Here is an 18,594-nt window from a genome sequence, read left to right as displayed (position 1 = left end):
ATGTCCGCGCATTCGCCCGATATGCTGGAGCGCGTTGCGCGCCTCGTCGGTGAATATCCGCTGGCATGGGTCGTTTCACGCCAATTCAACGCCAGCCCGCTGCCGCTGCTCGCCGAATGCAACAGACAACGCGAGATTATTTCTCTTTTCGGCCACTGCGCGCGCCATAATCCGCTGTGCGAGGATTTCGCGCAGGACGCTTCGGGCCTGGTCCTGTTCAATGGTCCGGAAGGCTATGTTTCCCCCCGTCATGTTGGCGAGACCGACTGGGGCCCGACATGGAACTATGCGGTCCTGCGCTTCAGGGTCGAGATCGAGTTCCAGCCCGAAGAGACGGGCGCATCGGTGGAGCGCCTGCTCGGCCATCTGGAAGGCCGAACAGAAGCTCGCTGGACGACTGCGGAATTGGGCGCGCGATACGAGCGCATGCTGGACCGGATCATCGCCTTCCGCGCACACGTGCGCGACTGCACCCCCGCCTTCAAGCTGGGACAGGATGAAAAGAAGGACGTCTTCGCGCAAATTGTCACCAACCATCCCGACAGGCAACTGGCGCAATGGATGCGCGAAATGGTGGAAGGAACGGCATGATCAAGGCGGTCTTCGACGATCGGCAACTTGCGCATGCTCCGGTTCGCGAGCTGCATAACGGAGACTGGGTCGCCTACGCCGAAGTGCCCGGCCGGGCGGGCGATATTGCCGCGCTGCTGGACTGTCGCCCACCTGGGGATCACGGGTTGGCGCCGATCCTCGCCGTGCACGACGCGCAATATGTTTCCTTCCTGAAATGCGCCTTCGCCGAATGGCACGCCGCAGGGCGGCAGGGCGATGCCATCGGCTACACCTTCCCCGTGGTGCAGCGGCGCGATCTCGCGCTGGACAGGATCGATGCGCAGCTGGGCCGGTATAGCTACGATGCCGGCACGCCGATCGCCCAGGGGACGTGGCAGGCGGCATACTGGTCGGCACAGACCGCGCTTTCCGCTCTCCATGACATGACTGATAGTGGAGAGCGCACGGCTTTCGCGCTGTGTCGCCCGCCCGGTCATCACGCCGGTCCGGACTACATGGGTGGCTATTGCTATCTTAACAACGCCGCCATCGCGGCCCGCCAGGCGAGTGCGCTGGGCCTCGGCCCGGTGGCGGTGCTGGACGTGGACTACCACCACGGCAATGGCACGCAGGACATTTTCTGGCAGGACGATGCGATATTCTTCGCCTCGATCCACGCTGATCCGCGTACCGATTATCCGTTCTACTGGGGCTATGCCGACGAGCGCGGCGAAGGCGCCGGCGAGGGCACGACGCTCAACCTGCCGCTGCCGCGCGGTACCGGTTGGGGGGACTATCGCGAGGCGCTGATGCGGTCGAGCGAGGCTATCGCGAACTGGGGGGCGAAGTTTCTCGTCCTGTCCTTCGGGGCGGACACCTACGAAGGTGATCCGATTTCCGGCTTCAGCCTCTCACAGAATGATTTTCCGCGCCTGGGCGAAGCCATCGGCGCAATGGGCCTTTCCACTCTGGTCGTCATGGAAGGCGGCTACGCGGTGGACGATCTCGGCCGAAACGTCACCGCCTTCCTTGATGCTCTCCCGGCTCAGTAAAGGTCGAACCGAACGCTGGCACCCACGGTGCGGGGCCGTGTCACCGAACCGGCAAAGCCGAAGGGTGCGTTCAGGATAGCGTATTCGTCGAACACGTTCTTCACGAAGACGCCCAGCTCGATCCCTTCGGCAAGCGTGACATCGGCGTTGATGTCGACAAGGTGATAATCGCCTTTCTCCAGGGGGTCGCCGAACGCGACGGGCGCCTCCGACAGGTAGCGGTGGGCGAAGCCCAGCCGCGGCTCGAGGCCGGGAATGGGAAGTCGGAAATCGATCCGGTTCGACAACGTCCAGTCCGAAGCACCGGGCAGCTTGGTGCCCGCAGGATAGCCGCCGCCAGTCGTAGGCAGCACGTCGGACAGCCGCGCATCGCTGTAGCTGACATTGGTGGACAGCGACACGAAATCCGCAGGGCTCACATTGAGCGAGACCTCGACCCCGTCGATTTCCGCACCGCCGCCATTGGTCGTATAGGCTTCGAAGGTAACCGGAACGAACAGGCGCGCCTGAATGTCGTTCCAATCGATGTGATAGGCGGTCGCCTCGATGGAAATCTGCCCTGGCAGCGGCTGGTATTTGAACCCCAGCTCATAGTTCTGTGTCGAGTCGCTGTCGAAATCGAGCGGCGTGCCTGCGGCGACCGAGTAGACGTTGATCCCGCCGATCCGGAAGCCTTCCGAATAAAGCGCGTAGACCATGAAATTGTCGGTCGGCTGGTAACGCAGCGAGGCCTTGGGGATGAACCCGCTCTCCGTCTGCTTGCCCGGCTGGTAGTCGAACGGGGCGATCAGGTCGGCATTCGGGAGGAACTGCAGCCGCGGTTCGGATTGGTATTCGAACAATCGACCGCCGAGCGTCAAGGTGAGCACATCGGCGATCGTGAAGGATGCCTCGCCAAATAGAGCGATCTCGCGCACATCGCTGCTACTGACCGTGCGCTGGACGAAGTCGTCCGGCGCGATCTCGCTGGCGGGCAGCCCGCCGAACTCGGTGGGGTTGGCGTCGATGTAGTCACCGATTCCTTCGATGAAGACACGGCCGGTGCTGTCGGCCTGCAATTTGGTGAAATTCGCACCGATCAGCCAGTTGAACGGACCGGTTTCATCCGAAGTAAGCCGCGCCTCGCCGTAATAGGTCTCCGAGTCGCCGGCCGAGCCGGAAAGCTGCGCCGTACCGGTGCGGGGATCGATCCCCACGAAGATCGAATCGTCGAACGCGAGGTCGTTTTCCTTGAGGGTATAGCTGCCGATGGCGGTCAGCGTCGCGAAGCCGAGTGCCTGGTCCAGTCGCAGACTGTGCAGCTGGAAACTGGTGTTCTGATATTCGGGGACGTTGGTGCGCCGCTCGAATGGGCCGAAATCGTCGCGGAATTCGACATAGGTCTGATCGTTGAGCTCGTATTCCTGATACATGCTCAGGGCCGAAAGGGTGGTGGCTTCGGTCGGCGTCCAGACGATCGAGCCGCGCAGCCCTCGAACACGCAGGTCGTTGCTGCCGTCCACGCCCGTGCCTGTGTTGTTGAGATAGCCTGCATCATACCGCTGGAGCGCGACGACGCGGACCGCCAGCTTGTCCTCGACGATCGGCAGGTTGACCATGGCCTTTACGGCGGTGCTCGCCTCACCGGCATCGCGCGTGGAGGACACGATCCCTTCGAACCCGGCATCGAAGCCGCTCGCATCCGCCTCGTTCACGACATAGTTTACCGCGCCGCCGAGCGAGGAAGAGCCGAATAGCGTACCCTGCGGACCGCGCAGCACTTCCACCTGGGCGAGATCGAACGTGTCCACGTCCGGAATGACAATGGGAAAACCCGGCTCCACCAGCGGAATCTGGTTGAGATAATAGCCGGTCGTTGCCTGATTGGCCTCATGATAGGTGGTCGAGGCCACACCGCGGATCACGACTTCGGACACGCCGGGCTGGTAGTCGTTGAAGACCACGCCGGGTACGCGCGTGATATAGTCGGAAAGGCTCTGGGCGTTGAGCTCGTCCAGCTCCTCCGCCGTGACCGCGGTAATCGAGGCGGCAACGTCTTCGATGCGCTCGCTGCGCTTGGTGGCGGTCACGACGATCGTATTGGGCGCTACGGTCTCGGCTTCGTCCGTTTCCTGGGCGAGGGCCGGTTGCGAGAGAACCAGAAGCGACGTGCCACTGGCGAGAGCGATCAAGGTTTTCCGGGGTTTCATGCTGTGCCTCCCTCTGAGTACGAGGCAATGCTATCAGTCCGATTTGTGGCCCGGCGTTGAAGGTGGGTCAGATTGTTGCTTGATTGGGCCATGAGGCGCATCATTGCTTCAATTGCGGCGCGATAATCGCAGATCGGTTGCGGCCCGATCGATGCGGTGATCGGCCCGTATCAGCGCGCTTCCTTACGTTGCCCGAGCTTAGGATCGGATGCATGCCGAACTTCTCCCGATCCCGATTGACGAGGCGCGGCATGCTCCTCGGCACCGCCGCCACCGCCTTCATGACGGCCAGCTGCGCGGGGTCTCTTGCCCGACCCGGGAGAACCGCCGCGAGCGGTTGCTGGCCGAACGCGACACCGCCCGTCGCGTCGCGCGTGGACGACTGGATCGAACAGCTCGGACGGCGCCGGAACGATCCCTATTCGTGGATGAAGTTCATCCCCGACGAAGGCGTGCGTTCGCTGGACAATCTGCCGCCCCGGCTCGCGAACCACCTCGAGCAGGAAGCCGACTACGCACGTGCGATGCTGGGTCCGCTCGAGGCGCGGCGTGAGGCCTTCGTGTCGGCCATGCTCGCGCGATCCGGCACCACAGATGCCGCTCCGCCGCTTATGCGAGAGGAATGGCTCTACTACAGCTACGTACCACAAGGCGCGACGCGCCCGGTTCACGTGCGGCGCAAGCCCGAGGGGCCCGAGCAAATCCTCGTCGACGAGGCCGTGCGGGCGGAGGGGCGTTCCTATTACCGGGCGACCGAATTCCAGCCGAGCCCCGACCACCGGTATTTCGCCTGGGCCGAGGATCTGGTCGGCAACGACCGCCATCGCATCTGCGTGCTCGATACGCAGGACGGCGAGGTTCGCGTGCTCGTGCCCGGCGATGCCTACGGCTATGGCGGCCTGACCTTTGCGCCGGGATCTGACAGCCTGTTCTGGATCTGGCGCGATGCGCGCAACCGTCCCACTCGGCTCTATCGCAGCGCACTTGGGGGCGGGGAGGGGGCGCTTGTCTATGAAGAGCGTGACCCGGCCATCTTCATGCAGGTCCGGCGTACGGCGGCTGGCGGGTTCGTGGCGCTGGAGCTCGCGGGGCCGGACACGTCCGAAACCCGCCTTATCGCCCGCGGTGCGGAAAGCGCACCGCCGCGGGTGGTGCGCGAGCGCGAAGAAGGCATCATCTACTCGGTTCACGAATGGAACGGGCAGCTGCTGATGCTGACCACCATGGACGAAGCTTTCGACGGCAAGCTGGTCCGCCTCGATTCCAGAACGCTGAAAGCCGGTCCCACGCTGGTCCCTCACCGTCCGGGCAGGCCGATCGTGTCGCTCTTGCCCTTCGAGGACGGGCTGGTCCGGCTCGAGCGTGCCGATGGGCTGCATCGCCTTGTCCTGATGAAACCCGACGGGACGGAGCGGGACATTGCCTTCAATGCGCCGGCCTTCGCGCTGACCCTCCCGCCGGGGCAGGACTACTCGGTATCTTCGGTCCGCGTGGGGTTCGAAACCCCCGCCCGGCCGATGTCATGGTACGACGTCGATCTTGTCTCGGGCGAGCGTACCCTGGTCGGCGAGACCGAACTCCGGAACTACGATCCCGGTGCCTATCGGGTGGAGAGGACGGAGGCGCGGGCGCCGGATGGGACCATGGTGCCGGTGACCCTCCTTTCGAGGCGCGATCACCCTCGCCACGCCTCATCGCCGCTGCTGCTCTACGGTTATGGCGCCTATGGTGTGTCGAGCGAGCCTGTCTTCTCCCTGCCCGCTACCGTCCTGGTCGATGCCGGCTGGGTCTACGCGATCGCGCATGTGCGCGGCGGCGGGGAGGAAGGGCGACAGTGGTTCCTCGATGGCCGACGCTTCCAGAAACGCAATTCCATGACCGACTTCATCGCCTGTGCGCGCCACCTTGTGGCGCAGAAGCGGTGCGCGCCCGAAAAGGTAACCGCCTATGGGCTTTCCGCCGGAGGGCTTCTGGTGGCCGGAGCGATGAACATAGCGCCCGAATTATGGGCCGGTGTGATCGCCAAGGTGCCCTTTGTGGACATGCTCAATACCATGAGCGATGCCGACCATCCCCTTGTCCCGCTGTTCCGTCCGGACTGGGGCGACCCTCTCGCCGATCCGCAAGCCTACGACTACATTGCCTCCATCTCGCCATACGAGAACGTGAAACCGGCGAGCTACCCGGCACTGTTGTGCACCGCAGGATTGAAAGACGATCGCGTCGCCTACTGGGAACCCGCGAAACTCGTCGCCGAGGTCCGCCACCGCGCTTTGCCCGGGGAGCCTGCGATATTGCTGGTCGACCCGGATGCAGGGCATCAGGGAAGCGCCGACCTGCGCGAGGAATACAGCGAAATGGCGCTTTTCTGGGCTTTTGCCGAACAGAGCGTCTCCGACTGCGCATCGCGCAACCGCACATAGACAAGCGGTCTGGCGCTATCGTGTTCGAAACGCCCGATCGCACGACCGGGCGTGCCTCTGGTCCAGCGCTAGGCTGCCGAGACGATCGGCCAGAGCAATATGGCGGACGTCATGAGGAACCCGAACATGCCGGACAGGATGGCGTCGCGATGGATGTGCCACCATGAATCTTTAGAGGGCTTCATTATTGCCTCCATGGCTGGCGGACCAGCCGCCGCCCAATGCGCGGAACAGCGCGATTTGCTGCCGCGACACATCGGCATCCTGATCGGCCAGCGTCGCGCGGGTTTCGGCCAGCGTGCGTTCGGCATCGAGTGTATCGAGCGAATTGATCAGCCCTTCGCGGTTCTGCGCGCGCACGATCCGTGCCGCGCGCTCCGCCGAGGCGACTGCTGAGACCAGGATCCGCCGCCGTTCGAGCGAGCGGGCGTAGTTCGACAGGGCGGTCTCCGCTTCCTGCAAGGCGACGAGGACGGTGCCGTCGAATGCGGCGAGCGATCCCCGTGCATCCGCCTCGGCCGCGTCGATCCGGGCATAGACCGGCTCGCGATTGGGAAAGGCCCAGTCGATCAGCGGGCCGAGCACGAAGCCCAGCGGGCCGCCGGTGAACAGGTCGCCCAGCTTGGATGTGTTCGATCCGATCGACCCGCCCACCGTGATGCGTGGGTACAGGTCGGCGCGGGCGACGCCGATCCGCGCCCCGTCGGCCAGCGCGCGCTGTTCCGCCGCGCGCACATCGGGGCGACGCGCGAGCAGCTGCGTCCCGTCGCCCACCGGCAGCGGCGCCTCGATCTCCAGCGGAACGGTCCGCTCGCCGATATTGGCGGGCAGCGCGGCGGGCGCGCGGCCGGTCAGCGTCGCGAGCGCGAACAGCGCGGCGCGGCGCTCCGCCTCGATTGCGGGAATGGTGGCGGCGCGCTGTTCGAGCAGGCTCTCGATCCGCGCCACCGCAAGCCCATCGGTATAGCCCGCATCGTGGCGCAGGCGGGTCAGGCGCAGACTGTCTTCGAGCAGATCGACGATCGAGCGTGCCACGCGCAACCGCGCCGCCGCGCTCGCGGCGTCGGCGTAGGCGCGGGTGGTGTCGGCCACCACCATCACCCTGACCGCTTCGGCATCGGCGCGCGCCGCGGCGACATCGCCGCGTGCGGCGGCGATACCGCTGCTTACCCGCCCGAACAGGTCGACTTCGTAGGCGATATCGGCGCCGATCGAGAACTGGCCGCCGTCGCGGTCCTGCCCCGGCAAGGTCTGCGCTTCGGGTGTGCGGCCATATCCGGCGGACGCATCGAGCCCCACTTGCGGCAAGCGATCCGATCGCGCGCCGCGCAGCGCCGCCCGCGCCCGGTCGATCCGGGCGACCGACTGGCGAATATCGGTATTGGCGGCGAGCGCATCGGCGACCAGCCCGTCGAGCACGGGGTCGTCGTACAGGCGCCACCAGTCCTGCGGCAGCGGCGCGGGGCTGACGACGTCGGCCTCGGCGGAAAGGTAGGGGCCGGTTTCCACATCGCGGATGGGGGTAGAGGCGACAGGGTCCGGCCCCGCCGCGCAGGCTGCGAGAGCCAGCGCGGAGACGGCAGAGAGGGTGAGGTTGCGAATGTGCATGGCTGTTCGTCCTATTCGGCCGGCTGCATCGCCGGGCTCGCCTCGCTACGGCGGCTGGGACCGCGCAGCGATGCGAGCCGGTCGCCCAGAGCGCGGCAAACGACGTAGAAAGTGGGGGTGAAGATCAGGCCGAAGCCGGTCACGCCAAGCATGCCGAAGCACACCGCCGTGCCCAGCGCCTGGCGCAGTTCCGCGCCCGCGCCGGTCGCGATCACCAGCGGGACCGAGCCGAGGATGAAGGCGAAGCTCGTCATCAGGATCGGCCGCAGACGGGTCCGCGCCGCCTCGATCGCGGCATCGATGGGCGACAGCCCGTGCAGCGCCTCACCCTGGCGGGCGAATTCCACGATCAGGATCGCGTTCTTGGCGGACAGCGCGATCAGCACGACCAGCCCGATCTGGGTGAGGACATTGTTGTCCATCCCCATCAGGTTGACCCCGATCATCGCCGCCAGCAGGCACATCGGCACGATCAGGATGATCGCCAGCGGCATGATCAGGCTTTCGTACTGCGCCGCCAGCACGAGGAAGACGAGCAGCACCGCGAGCCCGAAGACGTAGATCGCAGTGTTGCCGGTGCTGGCCTGCTGGAAGGCGATGCCGGTCCATTCGGTCGAATAGCCCTGCGGTACGGTTTCGGCTGCGACCTTCTCCATCGTCACCAGCGATTGCCCGGTCGAACTCGTCGGGGCGGTGTCGCCGTCGATGGCCACTGCGGGCGCGAGGTTGTAGCGGCTGACGCGGTACGGGCCGGTTGTGTCGGTCACGGTCGCAACCGATCCCAGCGGCACCATCGCTCCATTGCGGGACCGGGCATACAGATTGCCGATATCGCTGACATCGTCGCGATAGCTCGCATCCGCCTGCGCGGTGACGCGATAGGTCCGCCCGAGCAGGTTGAAGTCGTTGATAAAGGCGCTGCCCAGATAGACCGACAGCGTGTCGAAGATGTCGCTCGGCGAAACGCTCAGCATCTGCGCCTTTTCGCGGTCGATATCGGTCTTCACGCGCGGGGTGCCGGTGTCGAAGAAGGTATAGACCCCGGCCAGCCCTTCCTGCTGGTTGGCCTGCGCGATGACGGCATTGGCCACTTCCTGCATCTGGCGGTAGCCCTGCCCGGAATCGTCCTTCAGCATCATGCGGAACCCGCCGGCGGAGCCGATCCCCTGGATGACGGGCGGCTTGACGATCATCAGGCGCGCTTCGTTGATGTCGGCGGTGGCGGCCTGCGCCTTGGCGATCAGTTCGTCGATCGACTGGCCGTTGCCCTCACGGTGATGGAAATCGTCGAGCACCCAGTAGGCGGCCGCCGAGCTGGCGGACTGGGTCTGCGTCGTCCCGTCGAAGCCGGACAGCATGACCGTGCCCGTGATCCCCTCGATCGGCAGCACACGCTCGGCGACCTTCTTCATCACCGCATCGGTGCGGGTCGTGGACGAGCCCGGGGGAAGCTGGATGACCGAGACGAAATAGCCCTGGTCCTGCTGCGGTACGAAGCCGGTGGGGGTCATAACCAATGCGAACCCGGTGAGGCCGATCAGCACGCCATAGGCGAGCATCATGCGCCGGGGCATCGCCACCAGCCGCCCGGTCAGGCGCGCATAGCTGTCGCTGAAGCGCTCGAACCCGGCGTTGAACCTGTCGCCCGCCCGCTCGATCGCCTTGCGCCAGCGCGGCGCGTCCTCGGGCAGGTGCTCGTGCGGCCGCAGAAGCAGCGCGGACAGCGCGGGCGACAGCGTGAGCGACACGAACAGCGAGATGATGGTCGCCGCGGAAATCGTGACCGCAAACTGCTTGTAGAACTCGCCCGAGAGGCCGCCCATGAACAGCGTGGGCACGAACACCGCGCACAGTACCAGCACGATCGCGATCAGCGCGCTGCCGACCTCGTCCATCGATCGCCGCGCGGCTTCCAGCGGGCTGTAGCCAGCCTCCAGATTGCGCTCGACATTCTCGACCACCACGATCGCGTCGTCGACCACGATCCCGATCGCGAGAACCAGCCCGAACAGCGAGAGGTTGTTGAGCGAATAGCCGAGCATCGCGAGCACGGCGAAGGTGCCGACGAGCGAGATCGGGATCGCGAGCACGGGAATGATCGAGGCGCGCGCCTTCTGCAGGAAGACGATGATCACCAGCACCACCAGCACCACCGCCTCGAGCAATGTGTGCAGCACCGCGTCGATGCTTTCGGCGATGAATTCGGTCGGGTTGTAGACGATCCGGTATTCGAGGCCCTGCGGGAAATCGGCCGCCAGTTCGTCCATCGTCGCCTTGACGCCTTCCGCCGCGGCGAGCGCGTTGGAGCCGGGCTTCTGGAACACTGGCAGGATCACCGAATCCGTGTCGTTGAGGTAGGCCGATGTGGCGTAGTCCGCCGCGCCGATCTCGACCCGTGCCACGTCGCTGACGTGGATCTGGCGGCCCTGTTCGTCGGTGCGGATCACCACCTGGCCGAACTGGTCCGGGCTGGTGAAGCGGCCCTGCGTCTCGACATTGAGCTGGAATGCGGAATCGGGGCTCGGCTGCTGGCCGAGCGTGCCGGCGGCGACCTGCACGTTCTGCGCCCTCAGCGCACGCACGACATCGCTGCCCGTCAGGCCTAGCGCGGCGGCACGGCCCGGATCGATCCACACGCGCATCGCCAGCTCGCGCTGGCCGAACATCTGTACGTCGCCGACCCCTTCGAGCCGGGCGACACGGTCCTTGATCCGCGTCTGTGCGTAGTTCGAGATATATTCGCGGTCGAGCGAACCGTCGGGCGATACCAGATTGACCACCATCAGGAAGTCGGGCGTGGTCTTGCGGGTGACGATGCCGAGCCGCTGGACCTCTTCGGGCAGCCGCGCCTCGGCGATTGCGACGCGGTTCTGGACCAGCACCTGCGCTTCGTCGAGGTCGGTGCCAGGCGCGAAGGTGACGGTGATCGTCATCCGCCCGTCGCCGGTGGATTCGCTCGACTGGTAGAGCATACCGTCGACGCCGTTGATCTCCTGCTCGATCGGATTGGCGACGGTATCGGCCACCGTCTCGGCCGAGGCACCGGGATAGACCGCGGTGACGGTCACCGTCGGCGGCACGATGTCGGGATACTGGCTGACCGGCAGGAAGAAGTAGGAAATCGCGCCGACCAGCGTCACCAGCACCGCGAGGACGCAGGCGAAGATCGGCCGATCGATGAAGAAGCGGGAAATGTTCATGGACGCACTCCGGGCGTGGTCTGGGGCGTGAATTGGGGGCGTAATTCGGGCGTGAGGCTGCGCGCGGGCGCGCCTTAGCTGGCGAGGCTGGCGGAGGAGGCTGGGATCGAGGCGGGCGTCTCGGGAGGCGCGGTCGCCTCCGCCGGGGGTGCCGAAATCCGGCCCTTCTGCGCGGAGACCTTCTGCCCGGGCATTGCCATCTGGGTGCCCTCGATGATCACGCGGTCGGTGGGTTTCAGACCCTTCTCGATCACGCGCAGATTACCGACCAATGGCCCGAGCTCGACCGCGCGGGTGGCGACGGTGCCGTCCTTGCCGACCACCAGCAGCAGCTTGCGCGTCTGGTCGGTGGTGACGGCGGTATCGGGCACCAGCAGCGCCTGCCGCGTGCCGCCGGTCGCCAGCCGCATTCGGCCGAACAGCCCGGGCGCAAGGAAGCCTTCGCCATTGCGCACGACCGCACGCGCGCGGATCGTGCCGGACTCGCTGTCGAGCCCGTTATCGGTGAAGTCGAGCGTGCCGTGCCAGCGATAGTCGGCCTCGTCCTGCAGGCGGATCTCGACCGGCGTGCCCTTGTCGAGCCCTTCGCGGCGCGCCTTGAGGAACAGCGCCTCGGAGCCGGTGAATTCGAAATAGACCGGGTCGACCGCGTTGATCGTGGTCAGCAGCGTGGCGGCACTGCCACCCCCGCCCGAGACGAGGTTGCCCGCGTCGATCCGGCGGTCGGAGATCTGCCCCGAAATCGGCGCGCGGACGGTGGTGAAGCCGACGTCGAGCGCTCGCGAGTTCACCCGCGCCTTCGCCGCAGCAAGCGTGGCGGCATTATTGCGCACCTCGGCCTGCAGCCGGTCGATCTCGGTCGCGGCGATCGCATCGTCAGTGACCAGCCGCTGCGCACGGCTCAGATTGTCGCGCGACAGCGCAAGCGCACTCTCGGCCCGCGCGACCTCAGCCTGCGCCTCGGCGAGCGCGGCGCGATAGGTTCGTGCGTCGATGGTGAACAGCGGCGCGCCCTTGCGGACGAACTGGCCGTCGGTGAAATGGATGCGCGTGATCTCGCCCGAAACCTGCGGGCGGACCTCGACGCTGCGGCTGGCTTGGAAGCGGCCCACGAATTCGTCCCACTCGGTGATTTCTTTCTGGAGCGGAAGCGCTGCGGTCACTGCGGGCGGTGCCGCAGCGGCGGGGGCGGAAGGCTTGCCGCCGAGGAGCCACCACGCACCAAGGATCGCTACCAGCAGAGCGAGGCCGATCCACAGGCGCCGGTGGCGCATGAGCCCATGTGATTGCTCGTGATCGGCAAGCTCCGGCGAGCCTGCCTCGTCGACATTTTGGGCATCCTGCTGCGCACGGCGTTCCTCGGTAGCGTGATCGGCGTAGCGGTCGAGAGGGGTGTCGAGCATCGGGTATTCCTGACCTTGTCGAGACAAGCGCTACCGCCTCCAAAAGCGAGAGCTTTCGAAGCAGGACGCGCACAATTCGGACGAACCGGGGCCCGCGGCACCCGGCCACCGCGCAGCGATCACCGCTGCACAGCTATCTGTACCGATAAGTATGTAATCTGGGGTTCAGGTCAAGCGGATTTTCTGTACCGCCCGGTAATTTTTTCGCAGATGCGAAAAACCGTCAGCGCGACGGCCACGAAAGCAGCGCAGAATCAGCAACTTCCATCAGCTCGCTCCGGGTCGCTCCGGATTGGGCCTGCACCGAGATACCCTGCATCAGCGCGAGCAGATAGCGCGTGATCGCCTCCGCACTGGTCGGCACGGCGAATTCGCCGGCGTTGATCGCGCGCTGCATCCGGTCGACGATCAGCTGTTTTGCGGATTGGGCGCGGGCGTTCACGTCGTCGCGGATCGAAGGCTCCACGCTCTGGCAGCCGACCATCGAGATCACGCCCATGCAGCCGCGGCACTCGCCGCCGGTTGCCACGTCGACCGATCCTAGCAAAAGCGTTTCGGCAACGCCGCGTGCAGTGGGCGCCTCGACTGCTTCGCCGATATAGGCGAGCTTGTCCTTCTCGTAGAGATCGAGCGCGTGGCGAAAAAGCGTCTCCTTGTTGCCGAACGCGGCATAGAGGCTCGGCCGGGTGATCCCCATCGCTTCGGTCAGGTCGCTGAGCGAGGTGCCCTCGTACCCCTTCTGCCAGAACAGGCGCAGGGCTTCGGCAAGTGCGACGTCGGTATCGAATTCCCGCGGGCGACCTCTTGTTGCAAGCTTTTCCATACCTTTAGGTATAGAACCTTGCTGGCGAGATTCAATGGGAATGGCGCTCGCGCGGTCCGGCGGTTCAGACCTGATTGCAGCCCTCGGCTTTCCGCATTTCGCCTTTTGACGGAGAAGGCGGGTGCCCGGTCGGAGCCAGTCCCTATCCCGTGCCGCTAGCACTGCCATCATGCTCGGGCGCGTCGTCGCCGTGGATGGTCATGAGCGATTTGGCGAAGTCCTGCTCGCGGCTCGCGCAGATGCCCAGAACATGGGCTTCGTCGCACCCCTCGGCCACGACGTAGGCGTGGCCCATGTCGGAATCGATATAGATTCCCTCGCCCTTTTCGAGCGTGACCGAATCATAGAATTCAGTGTGGACCACGATGCTGCCTTCGATCACGTGGATATATTCCTCGCCCGAATGGCGGACGAGTTTGCCGAATTCCTCGACCGTGCGCGCACGGATCGTCGTCACGATCGGGATCATGCGCTTGTTCCGCAGTTCGGGGCACATGTAGTAATAGTCGTAATTGTCGGTCGTAACCCGCACCGCGCGGTCGAGCCGTCCGATGCTGCGACGCGCGGTGATCGACCGCTCGCCCCGGTCCTCCGGCTCGGCGAACAGTTCCGACAGGCGGATTCCCAGGCGCTGGCTCAACTGGAGCAGCTTGTCATAGGTGAGCGTGAGCCGGTCATGCTCCACCTTGGAAAGCGTCGAGACGGGGATGCCGCTTTCCTCGCTCATCCGCTTGAGAGTCCAGCCGTTGCGCTTGCGCAGGCCGCGCATGAGGCTGCCGAGTGTCTGGTGCTGCTCCGTCACGCGCGCCCCTCCTGCCTGCCCCGATTTGACAATTTTCTAATTAGGATCATTATGTCCTGATCACGCCAACTAATATTCGTCCAAGCTAGCGACGAAGCCAGATCGAAGCAACAAGCCGCACAGGCGGGGGGACAACATGGGTTTGAAGAAAGAGATGCTCGCCGCGATTGCAGCAATGGGCGCATTTCTGCTGTGGATTGGCGGAAGCGGGTTCGCGCAGACGCCGGACCCCAATCTCCCTGGGACGCCGGAAGCCGAACAGGCCGCCGCAGCCCAGGCGAGCGACCGGCCGGACGGCGCGGCTGATCTCACGAAGACCGATGTCGACACCTGGCTCGAGGGGTACATGCCCTATGCATTGGGCGACGGCGATATCGCCGGTGCGGTGGTCGTGGTGGTCAAGGACGGCGAGATCCTGACCCAGCGCGGCTTCGGCCTCGCCGACGTGGAGGATCGCACCCCCGTCGACCCGGGACGCACCCTGTTCCGGCCCGGATCGGTTTCCAAACTGGTGACCTGGACCGCGGTGATGCAGCAGGTCGAACAGGGTCGCATCGATCTCGACGCGGACGTGAACCAGTATCTCGATTTCGAAATTCCGGAACGCAACGGCAAACCTGTAACGATGCGTCAGCTGATGACCCATACCGCCGGGTTCGAGGAACAGGTGAAGGATCTTATCGGGCACGATCGCGACACGATCCCTCCCTACGACGAACTGCTCAAGCAGTGGGTGCCCGAGCGCATCTTCGACGCTGGCGAGACGCCCGCCTATTCGAACTACGGCACCGCGCTCGCCGGCTATATCGTCGAACGCGTCTCGGGCGAGCCGTTCTACGATTATGTGGAGCGGCACATCTTCGATCCGCTGGGCATGAACGATTCGACGTTCCGCCAGCCGGTTCCGGAAAGCATGCGCGGCAACCTCGCCACCGGTTACGGCACGGCATCGGGCGAGCCGGTGCCGTTCGAGATCGTCGGGCCTTCGCCGGCCGGGTCGCTGACCTCCACCGGAACGGACATGGCGCGCTTCATGCTGGCGCACCTCAACAATGGCGAGCTCGACGGCAACCGCATCCTCGAGGCCGAGACCGCGCGCGAGATGCATACCACCGCGACCGACATGATCCCCGGCCTCGACCGGATGCTGCTCGGCTTCTTCGAAACCGACATCAACGGCCAGGACGTGATCGCCCACCTCGGCGACACCGAGGGCTTTCATACTTCGCTTCACCTGTTTCTGGACGAGGGCGTGGGCCTTTATGCGTCCTTCAACAGCGGCGGCGAAGCGGGCGCGGTCAATGGCGTTCGGATCAACCTGTTCACCGAATTCGCTGATCGCTATTTCCCAGGAGAGCCGGAAACGAGCCGGGTCGATCCCGAAACCGCCAAGGAACATGCGCAGATGCTGGCGGGCAACTGGGTGCCCTCGCGCCGTGCGGATTCGACCTTCCTCAATCTTACCCAGCTTCTCGGCCAGACCACTGTCGGCGTGGACGCGGACGGGGACCTCGTGCTGCCGCCGGGCATGGGCCTGACCGGACGCCCGGCCAACTGGGTCGAGGTGGAGCCTTTCCTGTGGGAGGACCTCAACAGCCACCAGAAGCTGGGTGCCGAGGTTGTCGATGGGGAGGTGACGCGGTTCAGCCTGTCGATCATGTCCGCCTTCACGGTGTTCGAGCGGGCCCCGTGGTACAAGGACTCCTCGCTGCTGATGCCGCTGCTCTACGCGAGCCTTCTCATCCTGTTGCTCACGGCGCTGCTCTGGCCGACGCGTGCACTGGTCCGGCGGCATTATTCGGGGACGCTGGGATATGAGGGGCGCGAACTGCTCGGCTATCGCCTCTCGCGGATCGCCGCGCTGGCCATCCTCCTCGTTCTTGTGGGGTGGGCGGTCACGATCACCCTGATGTTCGGCGACCTGACCAATCTCGGCGGAGCCTTCGACACGGTCGTCATCGTCCTGCAGATCGCCACGTTCGTGGTGTTCTTCGGGGGGCTGGCGGTGTTCTGCTGGTATCTCTGGCAGGTCTGGACCGGCAAGCGCGCGTGGACCGCCAAGGTCTGGAGCATCCTTCTGGTGCTCGCCGGACTGGTGATCGTCTGGATGGGCCTCGCCTTCCACCTGATCGGGTTCGGGACCAACTACTGATGCCGGGCCTGAAGCTCGAGGCGCGGCGCGAGACGCTGCGCCTCGCGGCACCCTTTCGCATCTCGGGCCACGTGTTCGAGAACTGCGAGGTGGTCGTGGCGACGCTTTCCGACGGCGCGCACGAAGGGCGCGGCGAGGGAGGGGGCGTCTATTACCTCGGCGACGATGCCGATAACATGATGGCCGATATCGAAGCGGCGCGTGGCGTCATCGAGGCCGGGATCGATCGCAAGGGTCTGCTCGATGCCATGCCCGCGGGGGGCGGGCGCAACGCGATCGACTGCGCACTGTGGGAACTGGAGGCGCGCCGCACCGCCACGCCCACCTGGCAAATGGCGGGGATCGATGCGCCGCTGCCGGTCGTCACGACCTTTACGCTCGGCGCGGACACGCCGGAGGCGATGGCGGCCGGGGCAAGCCGTTACCGCAGTGCCAAGGCGATCAAGATCAAGCTGACAGGCGATCTCGCTCTCGACATTGCGCGCGTGCGCGCGATCCGGGAGGCGCGGGGGGACGTCTGGCTGATGGTCGACGCGAACCAGGGTTTCGCGCTCGGGGAGCTGGACCCTCTCGTCTCCGCACTCGCCGAGTGCAGGGTATCGCTGCTCGAACAGCCGCTGGCACGCGGCCGCGAGGGCGACCTGGAAGGTTTCGAGTGTCCGATCCCGCTCGCTGCCGACGAAAGCGCGCTGACCAGTTCCGATGTGGAAGCGCTGGCAGGCAGGTTCTCCGTCTTCAATATCAAGCTCGACAAGTGCGGCGGGCTGACCGAAGCCCTGAGAATCGCGCGCCTGTGCCGGCAGCACGGGCTCCAGGTCATGGTCGGCAACATGGTCGGCTCCAGCCTCGCTATGGCGCCCGCCTATATCCTCGCTCAGCTGTGCGACTACGTCGATCTGGACGGACCGACCTTCCTCGCGAAAGACCGCGAACCGTCGCTGCACTATGAAGACGGCATGGTCAGTTGCGGCCAGGACGTGTGGGGCTACGTCGCGTGACGACAGCCCTGGCTCCGGGAAGCGAGAAGACCTGGTTCGGCCAGCCGCGCGGCCTGACCGTCCTGTTCCTCACCAATATGTGGGAGCAGTTCTCCTACTACGGCATGCGCGCGCTGCTCGTCTATTACATGACGATCGAGCTGCTGATCGAGCAGGGCATGTCGTCCTACATCTACGGCACCTACACCGCGCTCGCCTACTTCACGCCGATCTTCGGCGGGATCATCGCCGATCGCTGGCTGGGCAAGCGGCGCGCGGTGATCCTGGGCGGCACGATCATGGCGCTGGGCCACTTCCTGATGGCCTTCGAGCCGATGCTCTACATTGCCCTCGGCACGATCGCCTTGGGCAACGGCTTCTTCCTCCCCAGCCTGCCGAGCCAGATCAACGATCTCTATGCTGCGGACGACCCGCGCAGGCCGTGGGCCTACAACATCTATTATGTCGGCGTGAATATCGGCGGCTTTCTCGCACCGCTGATCTGCGGAACGCTCGGGGAATTCTACGGCTGGCACTACGGTTTCGGTGCAGCGGGCATCGGGATGGTCATCGGCCTGACGATCTACCTGCTGGGCGGGAAATACCTGCCGCCCGAGACCCGCGAACCAGCCGCTGTCGAAGCGGAGGAGGGCGGAACCTGGCAGGGTTTCGACCGCGCAACGCTGATGCTGCTGGGCGCACTGCTTCTTGCCGTCACCCTGTTTCGCAGCGCCTACGAGCAGGTGGGCAACACGGTCGCCCTGTGGGCGAACGAAGGGGTGGACCGGACCGCGTTCGCCTTCGAGATACCGATGACCTGGTTCCAGTCTCTCAACCCGATGATCGTCATTCTGCTCACCCCGTTCCTGCTCGCCCGCTGGCGGCGGCAGGCGGAGGCGGGGACCGAGCATTCCCCTCTGCAGAAGATGGCGATCGGCGCGCTGGTCGTGGCCGGTGCCTACGTGCTGCTCGCCTTCGTCGCCGGCATCCAGCAGGATGGCCAGGCGAGCTGGATCTGGCTGGTCGCCTTCTTCCTGATCCTGACCACGGGCGAACTCTACATCCTGCCCAATGGCTTGGGAATCTTCGCACGCCTCGCTCCGCAGCGGCTCGGTGCGAGCACCGTCGCCAGCTGGTTCTTCGCGATCTTCACCGGCAGCCTCGCCGGGGGTTTCGTAGGGAGCTTCTGGAGCGAAATCTCGCCATCGATCTACTTCGGCCTACTGGCCGCGATCGCGGTCGCCGCAGCCATCGTCCTGCGGCTGCTGGATGCGCCCGCCCGGCGGGTTTTCGACGCGCGTTTCGGCTCTTCCGAGCAGGTTCCGGACACGAAGGTGGGGTCGACAGCCGGGATTTGACAATTCTCTTACAAGGACATTATTGTCCTGATAAGAAAATAAGCAGCCTCTGGAG

The 18,594-nt window shown here is 65.2% G+C and carries 12 protein-coding genes; 6 read left to right on the top strand and 6 right to left on the bottom strand.

All coding sequences use genetic code 11. The features are described 5' to 3' along the window. Both DL238_RS13030 and DL238_RS13025 read left to right on the top strand, forming a co-directional pair. A complete protein-coding gene (locus DL238_RS13030; RefSeq protein ID WP_115492655.1) occupies positions 1-591 on the top strand; it encodes an FMN-binding negative transcriptional regulator in 591 nt (196 codons plus the stop codon). After that, positions 591-1,604, top strand: a complete 1,014-nt coding sequence (locus DL238_RS13025; RefSeq protein ID WP_115492926.1) for a histone deacetylase family protein — start codon at positions 591-593, stop codon at positions 1,602-1,604. The genes DL238_RS13030 and DL238_RS13025 overlap by 1 nt, the downstream gene beginning before the upstream one ends. Here the strand turns inward: DL238_RS13025 and DL238_RS13020 are convergent. After that, positions 1,598-3,793, bottom strand: a complete 2,196-nt coding sequence (locus DL238_RS13020; RefSeq protein ID WP_115492654.1) for a TonB-dependent receptor — start codon at positions 3,791-3,793, stop codon at positions 1,598-1,600. The genes DL238_RS13025 and DL238_RS13020 overlap by 7 nt on opposite strands. Before the next feature lie 374 nt (positions 3,794-4,167). Between DL238_RS13020 and DL238_RS13015 the strand changes: the two genes are divergently transcribed. Continuing rightward, positions 4,168-6,216, top strand: coding sequence for a S9 family peptidase (locus DL238_RS13015; protein WP_199798048.1), 2,049 nt, complete (start codon positions 4,168-4,170; stop codon positions 6,214-6,216). A 171-nt stretch (positions 6,217-6,387) separates the two neighbouring features. Here DL238_RS13015 and DL238_RS13010 read toward each other — a convergent pair whose 3' ends face one another. The 5 genes from DL238_RS13010 to DL238_RS12990 all read right to left on the bottom strand — a co-directional run bounded on the left by DL238_RS13010 (position 6,388) and on the right by DL238_RS12990 (position 14,052). Further along, positions 6,388-7,824 (bottom strand): efflux transporter outer membrane subunit, encoded by a 1,437-nt coding sequence (locus DL238_RS13010; RefSeq protein WP_115492653.1) that lies wholly within the window; start codon positions 7,822-7,824, stop codon positions 6,388-6,390. Positions 7,825-7,835: 11 nt separating this feature from the next. Then, a complete protein-coding gene (locus DL238_RS13005) occupies positions 7,836-11,024 on the bottom strand; it encodes an efflux RND transporter permease subunit (RefSeq protein WP_115492652.1) in 3,189 nt (1,062 codons plus the stop codon). A 74-nt stretch (positions 11,025-11,098) separates the two neighbouring features. Continuing rightward, complete coding sequence (locus tag DL238_RS13000; protein WP_234031073.1) at positions 11,099-12,427, bottom strand: efflux RND transporter periplasmic adaptor subunit; 1,329 nt, start codon at positions 12,425-12,427, stop codon at positions 11,099-11,101. Between the two features lie 223 nt (positions 12,428-12,650). After that, the gene (locus DL238_RS12995; protein ID WP_115492651.1) at positions 12,651-13,250 is read right to left on the bottom strand and encodes a TetR/AcrR family transcriptional regulator; all 600 of its coding nucleotides are present in this window, start codon (positions 13,248-13,250) and stop codon (positions 12,651-12,653) included. A gap of 142 nt (positions 13,251-13,392) precedes the next feature. Further along, complete coding sequence (locus DL238_RS12990) at positions 13,393-14,052, bottom strand: helix-turn-helix domain-containing protein (RefSeq protein WP_115492650.1); 660 nt, start codon at positions 14,050-14,052, stop codon at positions 13,393-13,395. 136 nt (positions 14,053-14,188) lie between these two features. Here DL238_RS12990 and DL238_RS12985 point away from each other — a divergent pair, with 136 nt between their 5' ends. Genes DL238_RS12985 through DL238_RS12975 form a run of 3 tightly spaced genes read left to right on the top strand, consistent with a single transcriptional unit; the run spans position 14,189 to position 18,539 of the window. Next, positions 14,189-16,204 carry a serine hydrolase domain-containing protein gene (locus tag DL238_RS12985; RefSeq protein WP_234031072.1) on the top strand — a complete coding sequence of 672 codons (2,016 nt, stop codon included), beginning with the start codon at positions 14,189-14,191 and terminating at the stop codon, positions 16,202-16,204. Beyond that, positions 16,204-17,202: a dipeptide epimerase gene (locus DL238_RS12980; protein ID WP_115492649.1), complete on the top strand. Its 999-nt coding sequence runs from the start codon at positions 16,204-16,206 to the stop codon at positions 17,200-17,202. The genes DL238_RS12985 and DL238_RS12980 overlap by 1 nt, the downstream gene beginning before the upstream one ends. Next, positions 17,199-18,539, top strand: a complete 1,341-nt coding sequence (locus tag DL238_RS12975) for a peptide MFS transporter (RefSeq protein ID WP_115492648.1) — start codon at positions 17,199-17,201, stop codon at positions 18,537-18,539. Before DL238_RS12980 ends, DL238_RS12975 begins: the two co-directional genes overlap by 4 nt. The last annotated feature ends 55 nt before the right edge of the window (positions 18,540-18,594 follow it).

It is taken from the genome of Alteriqipengyuania lutimaris, assembly GCF_003363135.1.
In the GTDB taxonomy this organism is placed as follows: domain Bacteria; phylum Pseudomonadota; class Alphaproteobacteria; order Sphingomonadales; family Sphingomonadaceae; genus Alteriqipengyuania; species Alteriqipengyuania lutimaris.
Note: the sequence above shows the minus strand (reverse complement) of the source record. Positions and strands in the feature narration are given on the sequence as shown.

Bases quoted from the DNA above. Each gene is read 5' to 3' on its own strand.
- DL238_RS13030 (WP_115492655.1), top strand. From the start codon at position 1: ATGTCCGCGCATTCGCCCGATATGCTGGAGCGCGTTGCGCGCCTCGTC.
- DL238_RS13020 (WP_115492654.1), bottom strand. From the start codon at position 3,793: ATGAAACCCCGGAAAACCTTGATCGCTCTCGCCAGTGGCACGTCGCTT.
- DL238_RS13010 (WP_115492653.1), bottom strand. From the start codon at position 7,824: ATGCACATTCGCAACCTCACCCTCTCTGCCGTCTCCGCGCTGGCTCTC.
- DL238_RS13005 (WP_115492652.1), bottom strand. From the start codon at position 11,024: ATGAACATTTCCCGCTTCTTCATCGATCGGCCGATCTTCGCCTGCGTC.
- DL238_RS13000 (WP_234031073.1), bottom strand. From the start codon at position 12,427: ATGCTCGACACCCCTCTCGACCGCTACGCCGATCACGCTACCGAGGAA.
- DL238_RS12995 (WP_115492651.1), bottom strand. From the start codon at position 13,250: ATGGAAAAGCTTGCAACAAGAGGTCGCCCGCGGGAATTCGATACCGAC.
- DL238_RS12985 (WP_234031072.1), top strand. From the start codon at position 14,189: ATGGGTTTGAAGAAAGAGATGCTCGCCGCGATTGCAGCAATGGGCGCA.
- DL238_RS12980 (WP_115492649.1), top strand. From the start codon at position 16,204: ATGCCGGGCCTGAAGCTCGAGGCGCGGCGCGAGACGCTGCGCCTCGCG.